The organism is Rhizobiaceae bacterium, from assembly GCA_023953845.1.
Lineage (GTDB): Bacteria > Pseudomonadota > Alphaproteobacteria > Rhizobiales > Rhizobiaceae > Arvimicrobium.
Window position 1 is genome coordinate 1,575,233 of the sequence record JAMLJC010000001.1, and the last position, 15,832, is coordinate 1,591,064.

Genomic DNA, 15,832 nt, shown 5'->3' on the forward strand with positions numbered 1-15,832 from the left:
GCAATTCGCGCTCTATGTGCCGCGCGGCTTGGCGCGCGCGGTCGGCGCGGCGTTGAGCGGGTCCTCCGGCCAGACATGTTTCGGATAGCGGCCGCGCATGTCGGAGCGCACGTCGGCCCACGAGCCGCGCCAGAAGCCCGGCAGGTCGCGCGTCGTCTGGATCGGCCGGTGCGCCGGCGACAGAAGCTCCACCGTCAGCGGCACCTTGCCGTCGGCGATGGAAGGATGGCGGGCCATGCCGAAAAGCTCCTGCACGCGGATCGACAGGACCGGCTGCTCGCCTTCATAGTCGATCGGCACGCGGTTGCCGGTCGGCGCCTCGAAATGCGTCGGTGCCAGCGCGGCGAGCCTGCGCTGCAGATCGTGCGGCACCAGCGACATAAGCCCATCATGCACGACGCCCGGCCGGATGCGCGAGAACGATGCCTCCCCGCCGAGGAAAGGCAGGAGCCAGTCGTCCAGCGCGGCGAGCAGTGCCTCGTCGGACACGTCCGGCCATGGCTCGCCGAGCCCCTGACGCAGCCATTTCAAACGGTTGCGCAGGCTTTCCGTCTCCTTCGTCCACGGCAGCAATGCCAGCCCATGCGCGCGGATCGCGTCGAGGATGGCGCGGTCTGCCATGTCGCCGGTCGGGGCAGGCAGCATACGTTCAGAAAGCTGGATGGCGCCGAGACGCTCCGTCTCGCGCACCCGCACGGCGCGCTTTTCGGTGTCGAACAGCGTTTCCGTCCGGCGCTCGATGCGCCCGGCGAGGCCTGCCCTCAGATCGCTCTCGGTGATCGCGGCGGCGGCCGTCACGCGGGCATTCTGCGCCTTGCCCTGAAGATCGGCGACGACGAGGAAGGCCTCGCCCGCCAGCGGATCGGCGGCGTCGAGCATGGCGCCGCTGCCATTGGCGAGCAGGAACCGCCCGCGCTCGCCGCGCGCCTTGGCGACGTGGTCCGGCCATGCATGGAGAAGAAGCGGGCCGGCGGCGCTTCGAGAATCCTGATCGTGGGGGTGTCGGGCGACCTGTCGCGCCAGCCTTTCGGCGAGCTGCCGCGCGGCGCTCGCGCGCGGCGAACGGTCGGCGAGGAAGCGGGCGAGCCGCCGCTCCAGATCGGTATCGCTGCCGCCGAGGCCACGCTCGGTCAGGAGCACGGCGAGGCGTGCGGCGTCGAGCGCCTGACCGCTTCGGCCTGCCTCGGCGACCATATGCGCCAGCCGCGCCGGCAGGGCGAGCCGGCGCATGGCCTCGCCCGCCTCCGTGAGGCGACCGGCCTCATCGACCGCATCGAGATCGCGAAGCAGGCTGCGGGCCTCCGCCAGCGCCAGCGCGGGCGGCGGATCGAGGAAGGCAAGCGTCGCCGGATCGGCCACGCCGAAGGCGGCGCAGTCAAGCAGCAGGCCGGAAAGATCCGCCTCCAGAATTTCGGGCGGGGTGAAGGCGGGCAGCGCCGCCGTCTGTTCGGCCCGCCACAGCCGTATCGCGACGCCCGGCTGCGTGCGCCCGGCGCGGCCCGCCCGCTGGTCGGCGGAAGCGCGCGACACGCGCACCGTCTCCAGCCGCGTCAGGCCGGAGGCGGGCTCGAACTTCGGCAGGCGGGAAAGGCCGCTGTCGATGACGACGCGCACGCCATCTATGGTGATCGACGTCTCGGCGATCGCGGTCGCCAGAACCACCTTGCGGCGGCCGGCGGGCGCGGGCCGGATCGCCGCGTCCTGCGCCTTGCCGTCGAGCTGCCCGTAGAGCGGCACGATGTCGACATCGCCGCCGACGCGGCCGTCCAGCCGCTCGGCTGTGCGGTCGATCTCGCGCTGGCCGGGCAAAAAGGCGAGCACGCTGCCGGTCTCCTCGGCCAAGGCGTCACGGATCGCCTTCGCCATGTCGTCCTCTATCGGCGTTCCGGCGGGTCGCTCACGATAGCGGATGTCGACCGGAAAGCTGCGGCCCTCGCTTTCGATCACCGGCGCGTCGCCGAGCAGCTTCGCCACCCGCGCCCCGTCCAGCGTCGCCGACATGACCAGCAGCCGCAAATCGGGTCTCAGCGCGCCCTGCACGTCGAGCGCCAGCGCCAGTCCGAAATCCCCGTCGAGCGAGCGCTCATGGAATTCGTCGAACAGCACGGCCGAAACGCCGGGCAGTTCGGGATCGTCGAGGATCATGCGGGCCAGAATGCCCTCGGTGACGACGAGGATTCTTGTCGCCGCCGACTGCCGGCTATCCATACGCATGGCGTAGCCGACCGTGCCGCCCGGCTCCTCGCCGAGAAGCTGCGCCATGCGGCGGGCGGCGGCGCGGGCGGCCAGCCGGCGCGGTTCGAGCAGGACGATTTTCCCGTCGCCGCGCCAGGGCTGGTCGAGCAGCGCCAACGGCACCAGCGTCGTCTTGCCGGCGCCGGGCGGGGCGACAAGCACGGCGCGCGGCCGTTCCGCCAGCGCGCCGGTCAGCGCGGGCAAAACAGCCGTGACCGGCAGATCGGGAAGAACGGTGACAGGCATCAGGTGGGCCGACTAGCAGGACCCGCGCCCGGCGGGCAAGCGGGCGTGAGCCCGGGACGTCTCAGTGAACCTCCACCCAGCGCCCTTCCTGAAAGGATTTGCCTGCCGCTGCGACGGTGCGTTCGATCAGGATGCCGTCGTCGAAGGTGATGCCGACGCTCTCTTCTCCCCGAATGCGGCCGATCAGCTGGCGGCATTCGATGACCTTCAGGTCGTTGAAGCCGAGATTGTGGCCCGGGGCGGGAATGAAGCGGTCATAGGGCGGGTGATGCGGGGCCGAGAGGATGGTGCGAAAGCCCTGCTCGGTCGGTCGGTCGGACGTGACGTAAAGCTGGAACTCGTTCATCCGCTCCTGATCGAATGTGATCGTTCCCCTGGAACCGAAGATCTGGATGGCGATGCGGCCCTTGCGCCCCCATGCCGTGCGGCTCGCGGCGATATAGCCCGACGCGCCGTTCTCCAGCCTGAGCAGTATGGTGACGAGGTCGTAGACCTCCACGTCGCGGTCGCCTTCCGGCGTCCTGCGCGTCGGATAGGGTTTCGACATGTCGCACATGACCTTCACCACCTTGCCGAACAGCATGGTGACGAAGGACAGCGGGTGGACGCCGAAATCGTCCAACGCTCCCCAGCCGTTCGCCGCCTCGTGGCGCTGCTGGAACGGCGCCTCGGGATCGGCCATGAAATCCTCGTCCATCTCGATGCGGACATGGTTGACCGCCCCGATCGCGCCTTCGTCCAGCAGCTTGCGTATATGACGGACGAGCGGATTCTGGATGTAATTGTAGCCGAGCACCGCAGCCTTGCCGGACGCTTTCGCCGCCGCCAGCATCCTTTCCGCATCGGCGAGGTTCGGCGCCATCGGCTTTTCGCACCAGACATGCTTGCCGGCCGCAAGCGCCGCCGTCGCCATTTCCAGATGGAACTTGTTCGGCGTGGTGATCGAGACAACGTCGACATCCGGGTCGGCGATCACCTGCCGCCAGTCGCCGGAGGCGCACTCGAAGCCGAATTCCGCGGCTTTCTTCCGCGCCAGTTCGTCGCCGGCCTCGCCGAGATGCAGGAGCCTGATCCGGGGCGTGTCGCCGAACACCGGGCCGACCGCGTTCCAGGCGAGCGCATGCGCCTTGCCCATGAAGCCGCTGCCGATCAGGCCGACGCCGATCGTGTCCTTAGCCATGCCGTCTCCCCCGCCGGCCGCAGTCCAGCCGTTGCCGGCCACGCAGCGGGCTCGGCAATCTGGGTCGATACAGCGGCGCAATCATTATTTCAGGATGGAACTTTCATTCCATTTCTGCTCTGGTGCGTCAAGGGATTTGATCGGGCGACCATCCATGCCGGAAACGGGCGACAGGCCTCCAAAGGATTTTCAGGCGCTGCGCGGCCTGATCGCCGAGCGGGCCGAAAGCCTGCCCAAGCGGCTGTCGCAGGTGGCGTCCTATGCGCTCGCGAATCCCGACGAGATCGCCTTCGGCACGGTGGCCAGCATCGCCGCCGAAGCGGCGGTGCAGCCTTCCACCCTCGTGCGCTTCGCCCACGCGCTCGGCTATTCAGGCTTTTCGGATCTGCAGGAGGTCTTCCGCTCCCGTCTGCGCGAACGCGTGCTGAATTACGACGAGCGCCTTGCCCGCATGCGCGAGCACGGCATCGCCGCCAGCAAGGCCGGCCTGCTGCTGGACGGGTTTCTGGAAGCGGCGGAGCGGTCCGTCGCGGACCTGCGCGGCAAGGTCGATCCCGAGCGGCTGGACAAGGCGGTCGGCATGCTCGCATCCGCCGAGACGATCTACCTGATAGGGCTGCGGCGTTCTTTTCCCGTCACGTCCTACATCAGCTATGCCATGGGCAAGTCCGGCATCCGCAACATCCTCGTGGATGGCGTGGCGGGGCTGGGCGCCGAGCAGGTCGGCTTCATCGGCAGGGGCGATGCCGTCATCGCCGTGAGTTTCGCGCCCTATGCCAGTCAGACCGTTTCGCTGGTCGATATTGCGGCGGCGCGGGGCGCGGGGATCGTCGCCGTCACGGACTCTGTCTTCTCGCCCATCGCCCCGCCGGCGGATGTCGTGCTCGAAGTGGTGGAAGCCAATTTCGAAGGATTCCGATCGCTGGCCGCGACCATGGCGCTGGCGATCAGCCTCACCGTTGCGGTCGCCGCGCGCCGTGGCGGCGAGCAAGCGCCGGCCTGATCGGGCCCAGGTTTCCGCCGCGTAACCGTTTTCGGGAAATTCCGCCTTTCCGGCGGCGCGCGGACGAAACATGCGTTGCGTAAAAGGCACACAGGGCACGAACCTCTCGAAATGCACCGAAATGCCTGGAAGAATTCGTATTTCGGTCATGATCGGCGGTGTTTTTGACCGAAGATTAACGCGGCGTTCACCCGATATTCACGACCGGCCCGCTATAGTCACACCCGATCGGAAGGGACATCCGACAGGGACGCCAGGACAGGGACAATGAGCATTTTCCTGCAATTCGCGCGCTATGCGTCGGCCATCCGCGAGTTTGTCGCGCCGAGCTATCGCCCGGAGCGCCACTATATGCGCGGGCCGGGACCCGCTTGCGCTCGCCGCGTCGGCGAGATCGTCACCTCGCGCGCATCCTTTCAGTGAGCGCCATCGCTCCGCCTCCGGCGTGGGCCGCAAAAAGCCGATAGCGAAAACATGAACGAGCGAACGTGGCGGGAACGTCGCGTCTGCTGTTCGTCGTGCCGTGCTTGTGGTCTCAAGCCAACGGCTCTGGCTTCATCGAAAGCTGCCCGAGGCCCACTTCTCCCGCCTCGGGAACGCAGCCGTCAATTGACAGCACCGATTTGGACTCGTTACCGTCCTGCGGATATAACGTCAGCAGTTTCCAGTCCGATTTCGGGAGAAGATGATGTCGCACAATCTGCAGTTCTATATCGACGGCGCCTGGGTTGATCCGGTCACGCCAAACGTTTTCGATGTCATCGATCCGTCGACCGAAGACGCGTTCGCCCAGATTTCGCTGGGTTCCAAGGCTGATGTCGACAAGGCGGTCGCCGCCGCCAAGCGCGCCTTCCGCACCTTCGGCTTCAGCACGGTCGAGGAGCGTCTCGACATCCTCAACCGCATCATCGAGGTCTACAAGAAGCGCAGCAACGACCTTGCGCTGGCCGTGTCGCGCGAGATGGGCGCGCCGCGCCAGTTCGCGCTGGAGAGCCAGGTCGGTATCGGCCTCGCCCACCTGACGCAGATGGCCAAGACGCTGAAGGAGTTCGAGTTCCGCCACGTCAAGGGCGACCATCTGATCGTCAAGGAGCCGATCGGCGTCGTCGGCCTGATCACGCCGTGGAACTGGCCGCTGAACCAGATCACCTGCAAGGTCGCGCCGGCGATCGCGGCGGGCTGCACCATGGTGCTGAAGCCGTCCGAGATCGCACCGCTCGACGGCATCATCTTCGCCGAGATCGTCGACGAGGCCGGCGTGCCGAAGGGCGTGTTCAACCTCGTCAACGGCGACGGCCCGACCGTGGGCGAGGCCATGTCCGCGCATCCTGACATCGACATGATGTCCTTCACCGGTTCGACCCGCGCCGGCATCCTTGTCGCCAAGGCGGCGGCCGACACGGTGAAGCGCGTGCATCAGGAACTCGGCGGCAAGTCCGCCAACATCCTGTTCGACGATGTCGACCTGCCGGCCGCCGTGACCAAGGGCGTCGCCGGCTGCTTCGGCAACAGCGGCCAGTCCTGCAACGCGCCGACGCGCATGTTCGTGCCGCGCGAACGCCACGACGAGGCGGCTTCGATCGCCAAGGAAGCGGCCGAGAAGTTCACCGTCGGCCCGGCCGACGGTCCGAACACCAGGCTCGGCCCGGTCGTGAGCGAAGTGCAGTTCAAGAAGATCCAGGACCTTATCGAGAGCGGCATCAAGGAAGGCGCGACGCTTCTCACCGGCGGCCCGGGCCGTCCGGCCGACCTCAACCGCGGCTACTACGTGCGCCCGACTGTCTTCGCCAATGTGACGCCGGACATGCGCATCGCCAAGGAGGAGATTTTCGGCCCTGTCCTGTCGATCATGCCCTATGACACGGTCGAGCAGGTGGTGGACGAGGCGAACAACACCGTCTACGGCCTCGCCTCCTATATCCAGACCAAGGACATGAAGAAGGCGCGCGAGGTCGCTTCCCGCATGCGTTCGGGCAATGTCTACATCAACTACCCGACCTGGGATGCCGGCCTGCCCTTCGGCGGCTACAAGCAATCGGGCAACGGCCGCGAATACGCCGAATACGGCCTTGAGGACTTCCTCGAGATCAAGGGCATCGCCGGCTATCAGGCCGCCGAATAGCCTGTCTGATACCATTTTAGAAGCCGGCCGTGGATGCCACGGCCGGCTTTGCTTTGTCTGGGCGATCGGTCGCGGCGGAGATGCTTTGCCTGCCGGCAAAAACCGACTATGACACGGTGAGCCATCGCTTCCCGAGAGCCGCGAGACGTATATGACCGAAATCCTTGAAACCCCCAAACTCGTGACCGTTTTCGGCGGTTCGGGCTTTGTCGGACGCCATGTCGTCCGCGCGCTCGCCAAGCGCGGCTACCGGGTTCGGGTGGCGGTGCGGCGTCCCGATCTCGCCGGCCACGTGCAGCCGCTCGGCAATGTCGGCCAGATCCAGGCCGTACAGGCGAATTTGCGTGTGCGCTGGTCTATCGACCGGGCGGTCGAAGGCGCCGATCACGTCATCAACCTCGTCGGCATCCTCTTCGAGGGTGGACGCCAGACCTTCAATGCCGTGCAGGATTTCGGTGCGCGGGCCGTGGCGGAATCCGCTCGCGCCACTGGCGTGCCGCTTACGCATATGTCGGCGCTCGGCGCCGACGCGGAATCCGAATCCGTCTACGCCCGCACCAAGGCGGCGGGCGAGCGGGCGGTGTTCGAAACCGTGCCTGACGCCGTGGTCCTGCGCCCTTCCATCATCTTCGGCCCGGAAGACGGCTTCTTCAACCGTTTCGCCGGCATGGCCCGCTACTCACCCGTCCTGCCGCTGATCGGCGGCGGGCAGACCCGCTTCCAGCCGGTCTTCGTCGGCGACGTCGCCGAGATCGTCGCGCGCTCGGTCGACGGCGTCGTTCCCGGCGGCCGGATCTACGAACTCGGAGGCCCCGAAATCTCGACCTTCCGCGAATTGCTGGAGGAGATGCTCGAAGTGATCGACCGCAAGCGGCTGCTGGTGCCGGTGCCGTGGTTCGCCGCCGAACTGCAGGGCTCCATCCTCGGCATGCTGCCGAACCCGTTGCTGACCCGCGATCAGGTGACGCTGCTCAGGACCGACAACGTCGTCTCCGACGCGGCGATCAGGGACGGGCGCACCTTTGCCGGCCTCGGCCTCTACCCGCAGTCGACGGAGGCGATCCTGCCGGCCTATCTCTGGCGCTTCCGTCCCGCCGGCCAGTTCACCCGCAAGACCGAGGCCTGACCGGTCTGGACACGCTTGCCGCCTTTCTTCCAGACGGCATCACGCCGGCGATAGCCGCGTTGCTCGTCGTGGCGAGCTTCTTCACCTCCGCGCTCACGGCGTCCTTCGGCGTCGGCGGCGGACTGGCGATGCTCGCCCTGATGGGCATCTTCATTCCGGTGGCCTCGCTCATCCCCGTGCATGGCGCCGTGCAGCTCGGCTCCAACAGCGGCAGGGCATGGCACCAGCGCGCCAACATCCGCATGGATATCGCGCTGCCCTTCCTGATCGGCAGCATCATCGGCGCGGTCGCCGGCGCGTTTGTCGTGGTGCAACTGCCCGACGCGCTGCTGAAGATCGTGCTCGGCGTCTTCATCATCCTGATCACCTGGGTGGCGATACCGGGCATCGGGCGGATCGGACGTTCCGGCCTCGCGCTGGTCAGTTCCGGCGTGGCGGTGCTCTCCATGATGGTCGGCGCGACAGGCCCCATCGTCGCCTCGGTGCTGGCGCAGTTCCTCGCCGGCGACCGCAAGGCGCTGGTGGCGACCTCGGCGGTGACCATGGTCGTGCAGCATGCGCTGAAGATCGTCGTCTTCGGCGTGCTCGGTTTCGTCTTCTGGCCGTGGATCTGGCTTGTCGCCGCGATGATCGCCAGCGGCTTTCTCGGCACGGTCTACGGCACGCGGCTGCTCGACCGGCTCGACGAGAAGAGCTTCAAGTTCTGGTTCCGCGTCGCCATCACGGTTCTGGCGCTAGACCTCCTGCGGCGCGGCATTCTGGGGCTCGGCTAAGGCCGGCGTTCAGCTCCAGACCAGCAGCGCGATCAGGCCGACCGCGCCGACGACGAGCCGCCACCAGCCGAACAGCGCGTAGCCGTGGCGGGAGACGTAGTCGAGCAGGTAGCGTACGACGATGATCGCCGCGACGAAGGCGGCGACGAAGCCGACCGCGATGATCGGAAAATCGGCCGCCGACAGCACCTCGCGGTTCTTGTAAAGGTCGTAGGCGAAGGCGCCGGCCATGGTCGGCATGGCGAGGAAGAACGAAAACTCCGCCGCCGCCCGCTTCTCTACGCCCATGAGCAGCGCGCCGACGATGGTCGAGCCCGAGCGCGACGTGCCGGGAATGAGCGCCAGGCACTGGAACAGGCCGATGCCGAGATAGACGGCGAAAGGAAACTCCTTGATGTCGCGATAGCGCTGCTGGAGCGGCATGCGGTCCACCACCAGCAGCACGACGCCGCCGAGGATCAGCATGATGCAGATCAGCATCGGCGTCTCGAACAGAACCGTCTTGATGAAGCCGTGCAGCAGCGCGCCGAGGACGGCGGCGGGCAGGAAGGCGATCAGCACGCCGAGCACGAAGCGCTTGGAGCGGCGGCTTGTCGGCAGCTTGACGAAGATGGTCCACAGCCGACGCAGGAAGACGCCGATGACGGCAAGGATGGCGCCGAGCTGGATCAGCACCTCGAAGGCCTTGCCAGTCGATTCGAAGCCGAGGAAATGCCCGGCCAGCAGGATGTGGCCGGTGGATGACACCGGTATGAATTCCGTCAGCCCTTCGAGCAGGCCGAGGAGCAGGGCTTCGACAATCGTCTGGCTTTCCATGAGAACTTCCGGATGGACGACGGGGCTTTGCTTGTCAGGGCGTTCAACTGACCCTATAGGTCGAAGCGCTTGCGCCGGGGAATCGGGGTGCGCAAAAGTTACAGGCGCGGCCCGGTCTTGGCCAGTGCCGACACAATCATTGCGGGATCATGCTAACCCTTTTCCACCATCCGATGTTCGCCGCCTGTCGCTTCGTCCGCCTCGCCTTCGGCGAGTACGGCGAGGAGCTGGCGCTGATCGAGGAGAAGCCGTGGACGCGGCGCAAGGAATTCCTGTCGCTCAACGCAGCCGGCACGCTGCCCGTGCTGCTGGCCGAGGGTGACGTGCCGATCGTCGGCGCCTCCGTCATCGCCGAATATCTGGACGAGACGCGCGGCGTGCTGAAACGCGACAAGCGCCTGTTCGTGGAGGGTCCGTTCGAGCGGGCCGAAATCCGCCGCATCTGCGACTGGTACCTGACAAAGACGGAAGGCGAGGTGACGCGCCACATCGTGCGCGAGCGCGTGCTGAAGCCGCACATGCCGGCCGACAATGGCGGCGGCTCTCCGGACGCGGCGGCGATCCGCGCGGCGCGCGCCAACATCAAGCAGCACATGAAATACACCAACTGGCTGGCGGGCACGCGCAACTGGCTGGCCGGCACGCGGCTGACTTATGCCGACCTTGCCGCCGCCGCGACGATCTCCGTGCTCGACTATCTCGGCGAGATCGACTGGCGCGACTATGCCGCGGCGCGCGAATGGTACACGCGCATCAAGTCGCGGCCGGCCTTCCGTCCGCTGCTGGCCGACCGCGTGCGCGGGCTGACGCCCGCCTCCCACTATGCGGACCTCGACTTCTGAGGCCCCGCCTAGGGCCGAAAAGCTCCGTGCGCTGATCGAACGCGAGGCCCGCGCCGCCGGCTTCGCGGCCGTCGCCGTCACCACCCCGGACGCCATACCGCAGGTGCCGGCCCGGCTGGCCGAGTTCGTCGCCGCGGGCATGCATGGCTCGATGGAATGGATAGCGGAAACGCTGGCGCGGCGCGCCGACCCGCGCGTGCTGTGGTCCGAGACGCGCTCGATCGTCGTGCTCGCCATGAACTACGGTCCCGACAGCGACCCGCGCGGGATTCTTGCGCGGCGCGACCGCGCGGCGATCTCGGTCTATGCGCAGAACCGCGACTATCACGACGTCGTCAAGGGCAGGCTGAAGGAGATCGCGGGAAAGATCGCGGCAAGGACCGGTGACGACGTCAAGGTGTTCGTGGACACCGCGCCGGTGATGGAGAAGCCGCTGGCGGAAGCCGCCGGCATCGGCTGGCAGGGCAAGCATACCAACCTCGTCAGCCGCGAATTCGGCTCGTGGCTGTTTCTCGGCACGATCTTCACAACGGCCGAGCTTCCGCCGGACGCGCCCGAACGCGATCATTGCGGCTCGTGCCGCGCCTGCCTCGACGCCTGCCCGACCGACGCCTTCCCGGCGCCCTACAGGCTCGATGCGCGGCGTTGCATCTCCTACCTCACCATCGAGAACAAGGGGCCGATCCCGCTCGAATTCCGCGAGAAGATCGGCAACCGCATCTATGGGTGCGACGATTGTCTCGCCGCCTGCCCGTGGAACAAGTTCGCGCAGGCAGCAAGCGAGGCCAAGCTCATGGCGCGCGACGACCTGCGCGCGCCGGCCATCGCGGAACTGCTCACGCTCGACGACGCGGCTTTCCGCCAGCGTTTCTCCGGCTCGCCGGTGAAGCGGATCGGCCGCGACCGCTTCATCCGTAACGTGCTGATTGCGGCAGGCAATTCCGGTTCGCCCGAACTCGTGGCGTGCTGCCGGGATCTGCTTGGCGATGCCTCGCCGCTCGTGCGCGGCGCGGCGGTCTGGGCGCTGTCGCGGCTTCTCGACTCGTCCGCGATGAAAAAGCTGCGCGCGCAAACAGATGCGCTGGAGGCCGATGATGGGGTATGCGCCGAATGGCGCATCGCAACCGGATAGGAAGGTCCCTTGCGGACTTAGCCGGGTTGAGTGCGAGGTTCGGCATCGAGGTGAAAGCGCCTAAACCATTTCCAGCAAAAGTGCGAAGCGGTTTGCGTCCGAAAATGCCGATAAAACAAAGAGATAAAGCGGCTTGACCGATTCCGTAAAAGCCGGAACCGCTCAGGTCAATGGATCAGGCCGAACACAACGGCGACGGCGAAACCGAACGACAGCGCGAAGGCGGCATAGCAAAAAAGATTGGCTGCGCCGATGCCGCGAGGCAGCGCGACACGGGCCGTTTCGGCAAGCTTGGGAGTGCTGGTCGTGTGGGTATAGGCCATGTCCTTACTCCATTGGCGGATCAATCTACAAAATCAGTAGACTTTGTCGATTGCTATTTTCGAGCCGATGCGAGAACCCGTTGCCCCGATTTGCGAGGCTGAAAGAACATGAATCCGCGACACATGGCCCAGCCCTGCGGCCGGAGCGTCGAAGCGACGAAAGCAGCCATCGGTTGTAGGCGGTTGCGCCCACCGACCGGCTGCGTATCTTCGCGTTGCGGGTCGAATCAGGCGTCACGCACAATCTGAACAGACGAGGCGGCCGGCGTGACGCGCAGCGCGAAAGACCTTGTTGCCAGCGCAATGCTGGCGCTTCTCGCCGTCCTCGCATGGCCTCTGGCGCCGTGGAGCGAAACCGAAATCCATCGGGTTGCGATCACCGCGACGGGAGCGAAGGACGCGCGATCCCAGGGTTCCGAGGTGTGGCTGACCGGACTGCCCGACGGGCTGGATTTTCCGGAGCTGCTCGCGGGCCGTCGACATCCGGCGGCTGGGAGATGCGCGACGGCGTGGCCGTCTCCTACCGTGGCCAGCCTTCCACGCTGCGTTTCGAAGGGCCTCTGCTCGGCGACGGTGCATTCACCTTCGTGCGTCACGGCTGGTCGGGCGAGGTTACGATCGAGATCAATGGCACGATGGTCACGGAGAACCTCTTCGACCCGGCGCCGGATGGCAAGCCATTGACGCTGGGCCTGGAACGTTTTCCGGCCGGAATCACGGTCGCGACCAGCCGCTGGCCGATGTTCCTGACAGCGTGGCTGGCGACGACCTTTGCGATTTTCCTCGCCCTCAAGGTGTTGGCGCGAATGCCGGCCGCCGCTCAGTATGAGGAGCGGTCGTCCTATGCGCGCGATACGCTCCGCCATCCGCTGCCGGCGCTGGCGATATTCGTCGTCGTCCTGCTCGGGACCTGGCCCGCGCAGATGTCGCCGGACTCCGTCAGCCAGTGGGGGCAGCTTGCCTCCGGCGCATACAACAACGCGCATCCCGTCCTGCACACGATCCTGATCGGCGGACCGGGTTACGTTCTCGGCTCTCCCGGCTGGTCGATTTTCCTGCAGATCGTGCTCCTGGCGCTCGCCTGCGGGGCGCTGGCGGCGGAAATCCGCCGCTGGAACGTGTTGCCTGCCGCCGTATGGATCGTCTCCTTCCTCGTGCCGTTGCTGCCGGCCGTACATCTCATCTCCACCGTGTTCTGGAAGGACGTGCCTTATTCGGCGGGGATCGCCGTGCTGACCGTCATGACGATGGCGCTGGCGCGAACCGGCGGCGCACTGGCCCGGCGTCCTGACTATGTGCTGGCCTTCGCACTGACACTGTTCCTTGTCGCAACGTTCCGCCACAACGGCATTCTCGTCGCAGCCGGGACGCTCGTGCTGATCGGCCTCGTCATGCGCCGCCGGGCAGGCAGGCGTCTTCTGGCGGCCGGCCTTGTCGCCGGCGTGGCGCTGCCGGTGCTCTGGTCGGCGGTCGTGCTGCCGGCAGTCGGGGTGGGCGGCGTGGGCCGGCACTATGGCGGCATCATCCCGCTGCACCTGCTCGGCGGCATGGTCGCGGCCGATGCCATCGGCGATCAGGATACGCTTGAGCGGCTCGACGCGATCCTGCCGATGGAGGAGTGGCGCGAGACCTATGATTGCCTGAACGTGGTGCCACTGTTCTGGGCGCCCGGCATCGACTACGGGAAGATCGACGCCAGCCTCTTCCTGCCGGCGCTCCGCGCGGCAATGGCTGCGCCGGATGTGGCGCTGGCCCATTTCCTGTGCGTCAACTCGTCGGTCTGGAGGCTGGCTCCGACGGAAGGCGCGGTCCACACGCTGGTGCCGCTTGGCATCTGGAAGGCCGAGCCGCCCCTGGATGCTCCCGGACTGGTGGAACAGCCGGTGATCCCGAAACTCAATGTCTGGCTGAAGGCCGAATTCGCCTGGACGACGGCGAGCACGCCGCGCTTTGTCCTGTTCTGGAGGCCGGCTTTCATGTTCCTGCTGCTGGCGGGCTGTCTCGCCATAGCAGTCTCGCGAAACCCTTCGGCCTGCCTGCCGCTGGCGCTCGCCTGCGCGCCGGCCTTGCTCAACACCCTGTCGATGATGCCACTGACCGGCTCACAGGATTTTCGCTATCAGCTTCCGATCTACATGATCGGCCCCTTCCTCATGGCTCTGGCGATCGGTGCAGGGCAAAACGCCGGCTTTCGCGTTGGTCCGACGCGTGAAAACGCATAACAACCCCTTATACATCGCATCACAACCGTTACGGCTTGCCTGCGTGCATTCTGTGACTATTAAGGTTGTACCGGACGCGCGGTGACCCGATGATCGGGCAATACGAGCGCCGCCGAACGTCGTGTCACGGAACGCATGTTGCCATTCCAGAAACCTGCCTCCAATCGCTTCCGGTCGACGGCCTGGGTCGTCATGCCGGCCTATCGGGAGGCGGCGGTGATCGGCGCGACGGTCCAGGCGCTTGCCCCCTATTTCGACAATATGCTCGTGGTCGACGACTGTTCGCCCGATGAAACCGCCCAGGCCGCACGCGATGCGGGAGCGATGGTCTGCCGCCATCCCGTCAATCTCGGGCAGGGGGCGTCCATCCAGACCGGCATCGAACTCGCGCTGGCGCGGGGTGCGGAACAGATCGTCACCTTCGACGCCGACGGGCAGCATCGGCCGGAGGATGCCGTGCGCATGCTGGAGACGCTCGACGCGCAGAAGGTCGACATCGTCCTCGGCTCCCGCTTCATCGGCCTTGCCGAAGGCATAAGCCGGCGGCGCCGCTGGCTGCTCAAGCTGGCCGTCGCCTATACCCGCCTCACGACCGGCCTGACGCTGACCGATACGCATAACGGGCTGCGGGTGATGACCGCGTCGGCGGCGCGGAGCCTGCGCATCCGGCACAATCGCATGGCGCATGCCTCCGAACTTCTCGGCCAGATCGCGCAGAAGAAGCTTCGCTATGTCGAGGCCCCCTGCACGATCGTCTACACGGACTACTCCCGCGCCAAGGGCCAGAGAATGTCGGGCGCCTTCGCGATCCTCTGGGATCTCGCCATCGGAAAGCTCTACAGATGATCAAGGTCGTCCTGTCGCTCGGGCTGTTCTTCCTGTTTTTCTATGCCTTCTCGCAGCGCAGGAAATCCTGGGCGGTTTCGGTGAGCATCGCGACCACCTCGCTGCTCGGCGTGGTGCTGGTGCTGTTCCCCGACCTGACGTCTTGGGCGGCGCACCGGCTTGGGGTGGGGCGCGGCGCGGATCTCGTGCTCTACTGCTTCGTGCTCATCACCTTTGCCGCGATCTTCAACCTGCATCTGCGCCTGCGCGCCGCGCAGGAGACGACGACGGCGCTGGCGCGCGCGCTCGCGGTGGCGACGGCCGATCGCGGACCGCCCGATGAAACAGCTTAACCGCGGCGGCGGCTGGCGATCGTGTAGCCGATCGCAAGCGCTGCAATGGCGAGCAGCGCCGCGGGCAGAAATGTCCCCGGCACGGAGAGCAGACTGTCGCGAAAGACGGCGGGAACGCTTTTCAACCGGATGACGAGATCCGGACTGGCGCCGGCCGCATAGAGATCGTAGTTTTTCGTCGATCCGTTGATGATGATCCTCATGTCGCCCGACCAGTCGTGGCGCACGAAGGAGAGCTTCGCTTCCGGCCCGACCTTGCCGCGCCAGTTCATGCGGGCCGGCTGGTTCTGATAGGACACGGCGGCGATGTCGCGCTTCTCCCATCCTTCCTTGGGCTTGGCCGTCCTGAGGAAATCGTCGACGGTGACGCCGGCCGGCCAGTCGACCAGCCTCACCCAAACCTCGGCATTCTTCGATTGCGGGTTCCTGGTGCCGAGAGCGGTGATCTCGATGTCCGCGTCGAAGCTTTCCAGGCCGAGGATCGGCTTCCAGCCGATCACCACCAGCAGGGAAGCCACCGCCGCCACGACAACATTGAGCACATGCCTCATCGGCGACACCCCCCGAATCCCCAAGTTTCACCTTGCTTCGGCGGAAGATGGTGTCAAGCACCGCGACAACCTGTGTATCAATT

At 66.3% G+C, this 15,832-nt stretch carries 15 protein-coding genes; 10 read left to right on the forward strand and 5 right to left on the reverse strand.

The window, feature by feature from the left end:
- Positions 1-12: 12 nt before the first annotated feature.
- Together hrpB and M9955_07875 are read right to left on the reverse strand one after the other, a co-directional pair.
- A complete protein-coding gene (hrpB, locus tag M9955_07870) occupies positions 13-2,481 on the reverse strand; it encodes an ATP-dependent helicase HrpB (protein MCO5081562.1) in 2,469 nt (822 codons plus the stop codon).
- Positions 2,482-2,542: 61 nt separating this feature from the next.
- Positions 2,543-3,661, reverse strand: a complete 1,119-nt coding sequence (locus tag M9955_07875; GenBank protein ID MCO5081563.1) for a Gfo/Idh/MocA family oxidoreductase — start codon at positions 3,659-3,661, stop codon at positions 2,543-2,545.
- Between the two features lie 154 nt (positions 3,662-3,815).
- Here M9955_07875 and M9955_07880 point away from each other — a divergent pair, with 154 nt between their 5' ends.
- The 5 genes from M9955_07880 to M9955_07900 all read left to right on the forward strand — a co-directional run bounded on the left by M9955_07880 (position 3,816) and on the right by M9955_07900 (position 8,685).
- The gene (locus tag M9955_07880; GenBank protein ID MCO5081564.1) at positions 3,816-4,664 is read left to right on the forward strand and encodes a MurR/RpiR family transcriptional regulator; all 849 of its coding nucleotides are present in this window, start codon (positions 3,816-3,818) and stop codon (positions 4,662-4,664) included.
- Positions 4,665-4,931: 267 nt separating this feature from the next.
- Entirely contained in the window at positions 4,932-5,087 is a 156-nt protein-coding gene (locus M9955_07885; protein ID MCO5081565.1) for a hypothetical protein, read from the forward strand.
- Between the two features lie 265 nt (positions 5,088-5,352).
- Entirely contained in the window at positions 5,353-6,786 is a 1,434-nt protein-coding gene (locus tag M9955_07890; protein ID MCO5081566.1) for an aldehyde dehydrogenase family protein, read from the forward strand.
- A 151-nt stretch (positions 6,787-6,937) separates the two neighbouring features.
- Entirely contained in the window at positions 6,938-7,912 is a 975-nt protein-coding gene (locus tag M9955_07895) for a complex I NDUFA9 subunit family protein (GenBank protein ID MCO5081567.1), read from the forward strand.
- 50 nt (positions 7,913-7,962) lie between these two features.
- Positions 7,963-8,685, forward strand: coding sequence for a sulfite exporter TauE/SafE family protein (locus M9955_07900; protein MCO5081568.1), 723 nt, complete (start codon positions 7,963-7,965; stop codon positions 8,683-8,685).
- Positions 8,686-8,694: 9 nt separating this feature from the next.
- On the opposite strand, the gene M9955_07905 is transcribed toward M9955_07900, so the two are convergent.
- Entirely contained in the window at positions 8,695-9,501 is an 807-nt protein-coding gene (locus tag M9955_07905; GenBank protein ID MCO5081569.1) for an undecaprenyl-diphosphate phosphatase, read from the reverse strand.
- 149 nt (positions 9,502-9,650) lie between these two features.
- Here M9955_07905 and M9955_07910 point away from each other — a divergent pair, with 149 nt between their 5' ends.
- The gene (locus M9955_07910; protein MCO5081570.1) at positions 9,651-10,343 is read left to right on the forward strand and encodes a glutathione S-transferase family protein; all 693 of its coding nucleotides are present in this window, start codon (positions 9,651-9,653) and stop codon (positions 10,341-10,343) included.
- Entirely contained in the window at positions 10,324-11,475 is a 1,152-nt protein-coding gene (queG, locus tag M9955_07915) for a tRNA epoxyqueuosine(34) reductase QueG (GenBank protein ID MCO5081571.1), read from the forward strand. Before M9955_07910 ends, queG begins: the two co-directional genes overlap by 20 nt.
- A gap of 167 nt (positions 11,476-11,642) precedes the next feature.
- Here queG and M9955_07920 read toward each other — a convergent pair whose 3' ends face one another.
- Complete coding sequence (locus tag M9955_07920; GenBank protein MCO5081572.1) at positions 11,643-11,798, reverse strand: hypothetical protein; 156 nt, start codon at positions 11,796-11,798, stop codon at positions 11,643-11,645.
- 497 nt (positions 11,799-12,295) lie between these two features.
- Between M9955_07920 and M9955_07925 the strand changes: the two genes are divergently transcribed.
- From M9955_07925 to M9955_07935, 3 genes are all read left to right on the forward strand, one after another.
- On the forward strand, positions 12,296-14,020 hold the full coding sequence (locus tag M9955_07925; protein ID MCO5081573.1) for a hypothetical protein: 1,725 nt from the start codon (positions 12,296-12,298) through the stop codon (positions 14,018-14,020).
- A 138-nt stretch (positions 14,021-14,158) separates the two neighbouring features.
- The gene (locus M9955_07930; protein ID MCO5081574.1) at positions 14,159-14,866 is read left to right on the forward strand and encodes a glycosyltransferase family 2 protein; all 708 of its coding nucleotides are present in this window, start codon (positions 14,159-14,161) and stop codon (positions 14,864-14,866) included.
- Positions 14,863-15,198 (forward strand): DUF2304 domain-containing protein, encoded by a 336-nt coding sequence (locus M9955_07935; GenBank protein MCO5081575.1) that lies wholly within the window; start codon positions 14,863-14,865, stop codon positions 15,196-15,198. The genes M9955_07930 and M9955_07935 overlap by 4 nt, the downstream gene beginning before the upstream one ends.
- Here M9955_07935 and M9955_07940 read toward each other — a convergent pair.
- Positions 15,195-15,758, reverse strand: coding sequence for a hypothetical protein (locus M9955_07940; GenBank protein MCO5081576.1), 564 nt, complete (start codon positions 15,756-15,758; stop codon positions 15,195-15,197). The genes M9955_07935 and M9955_07940 overlap by 4 nt on opposite strands.
- Positions 15,759-15,832: the final 74 nt, after the last annotated feature.

Excerpts from the sequence above, each read along its gene's own strand:
- M9955_07875 (MCO5081563.1), bottom strand. The coding sequence starts at position 3,661 with ATGGCTAAGGACACGATCGGCGTCGGCCTGATCGGCAGCGGCTTCATG.
- M9955_07905 (MCO5081569.1), bottom strand. The coding sequence starts at position 9,501 with ATGGAAAGCCAGACGATTGTCGAAGCCCTGCTCCTCGGCCTGCTCGAA.
- M9955_07895 (MCO5081567.1), top strand. The coding sequence starts at position 6,938 with ATGACCGAAATCCTTGAAACCCCCAAACTCGTGACCGTTTTCGGCGGT.
- M9955_07920 (MCO5081572.1), bottom strand. The coding sequence starts at position 11,798 with ATGGCCTATACCCACACGACCAGCACTCCCAAGCTTGCCGAAACGGCC.
- M9955_07910 (MCO5081570.1), top strand. The coding sequence starts at position 9,651 with ATGCTAACCCTTTTCCACCATCCGATGTTCGCCGCCTGTCGCTTCGTC.
- M9955_07935 (MCO5081575.1), top strand. The coding sequence starts at position 14,863 with ATGATCAAGGTCGTCCTGTCGCTCGGGCTGTTCTTCCTGTTTTTCTAT.
- M9955_07880 (MCO5081564.1), top strand. The coding sequence starts at position 3,816 with ATGCCGGAAACGGGCGACAGGCCTCCAAAGGATTTTCAGGCGCTGCGC.
- queG (MCO5081571.1), top strand. The coding sequence starts at position 10,324 with ATGCGGACCTCGACTTCTGAGGCCCCGCCTAGGGCCGAAAAGCTCCGT.
- M9955_07925 (MCO5081573.1), top strand. The coding sequence starts at position 12,296 with ATGCGCGACGGCGTGGCCGTCTCCTACCGTGGCCAGCCTTCCACGCTG.
- M9955_07890 (MCO5081566.1), top strand. The coding sequence starts at position 5,353 with ATGTCGCACAATCTGCAGTTCTATATCGACGGCGCCTGGGTTGATCCG.
- hrpB (MCO5081562.1), bottom strand. The coding sequence starts at position 2,481 with ATGCCTGTCACCGTTCTTCCCGATCTGCCGGTCACGGCTGTTTTGCCC.
- M9955_07885 (MCO5081565.1), top strand. The coding sequence starts at position 4,932 with ATGAGCATTTTCCTGCAATTCGCGCGCTATGCGTCGGCCATCCGCGAG.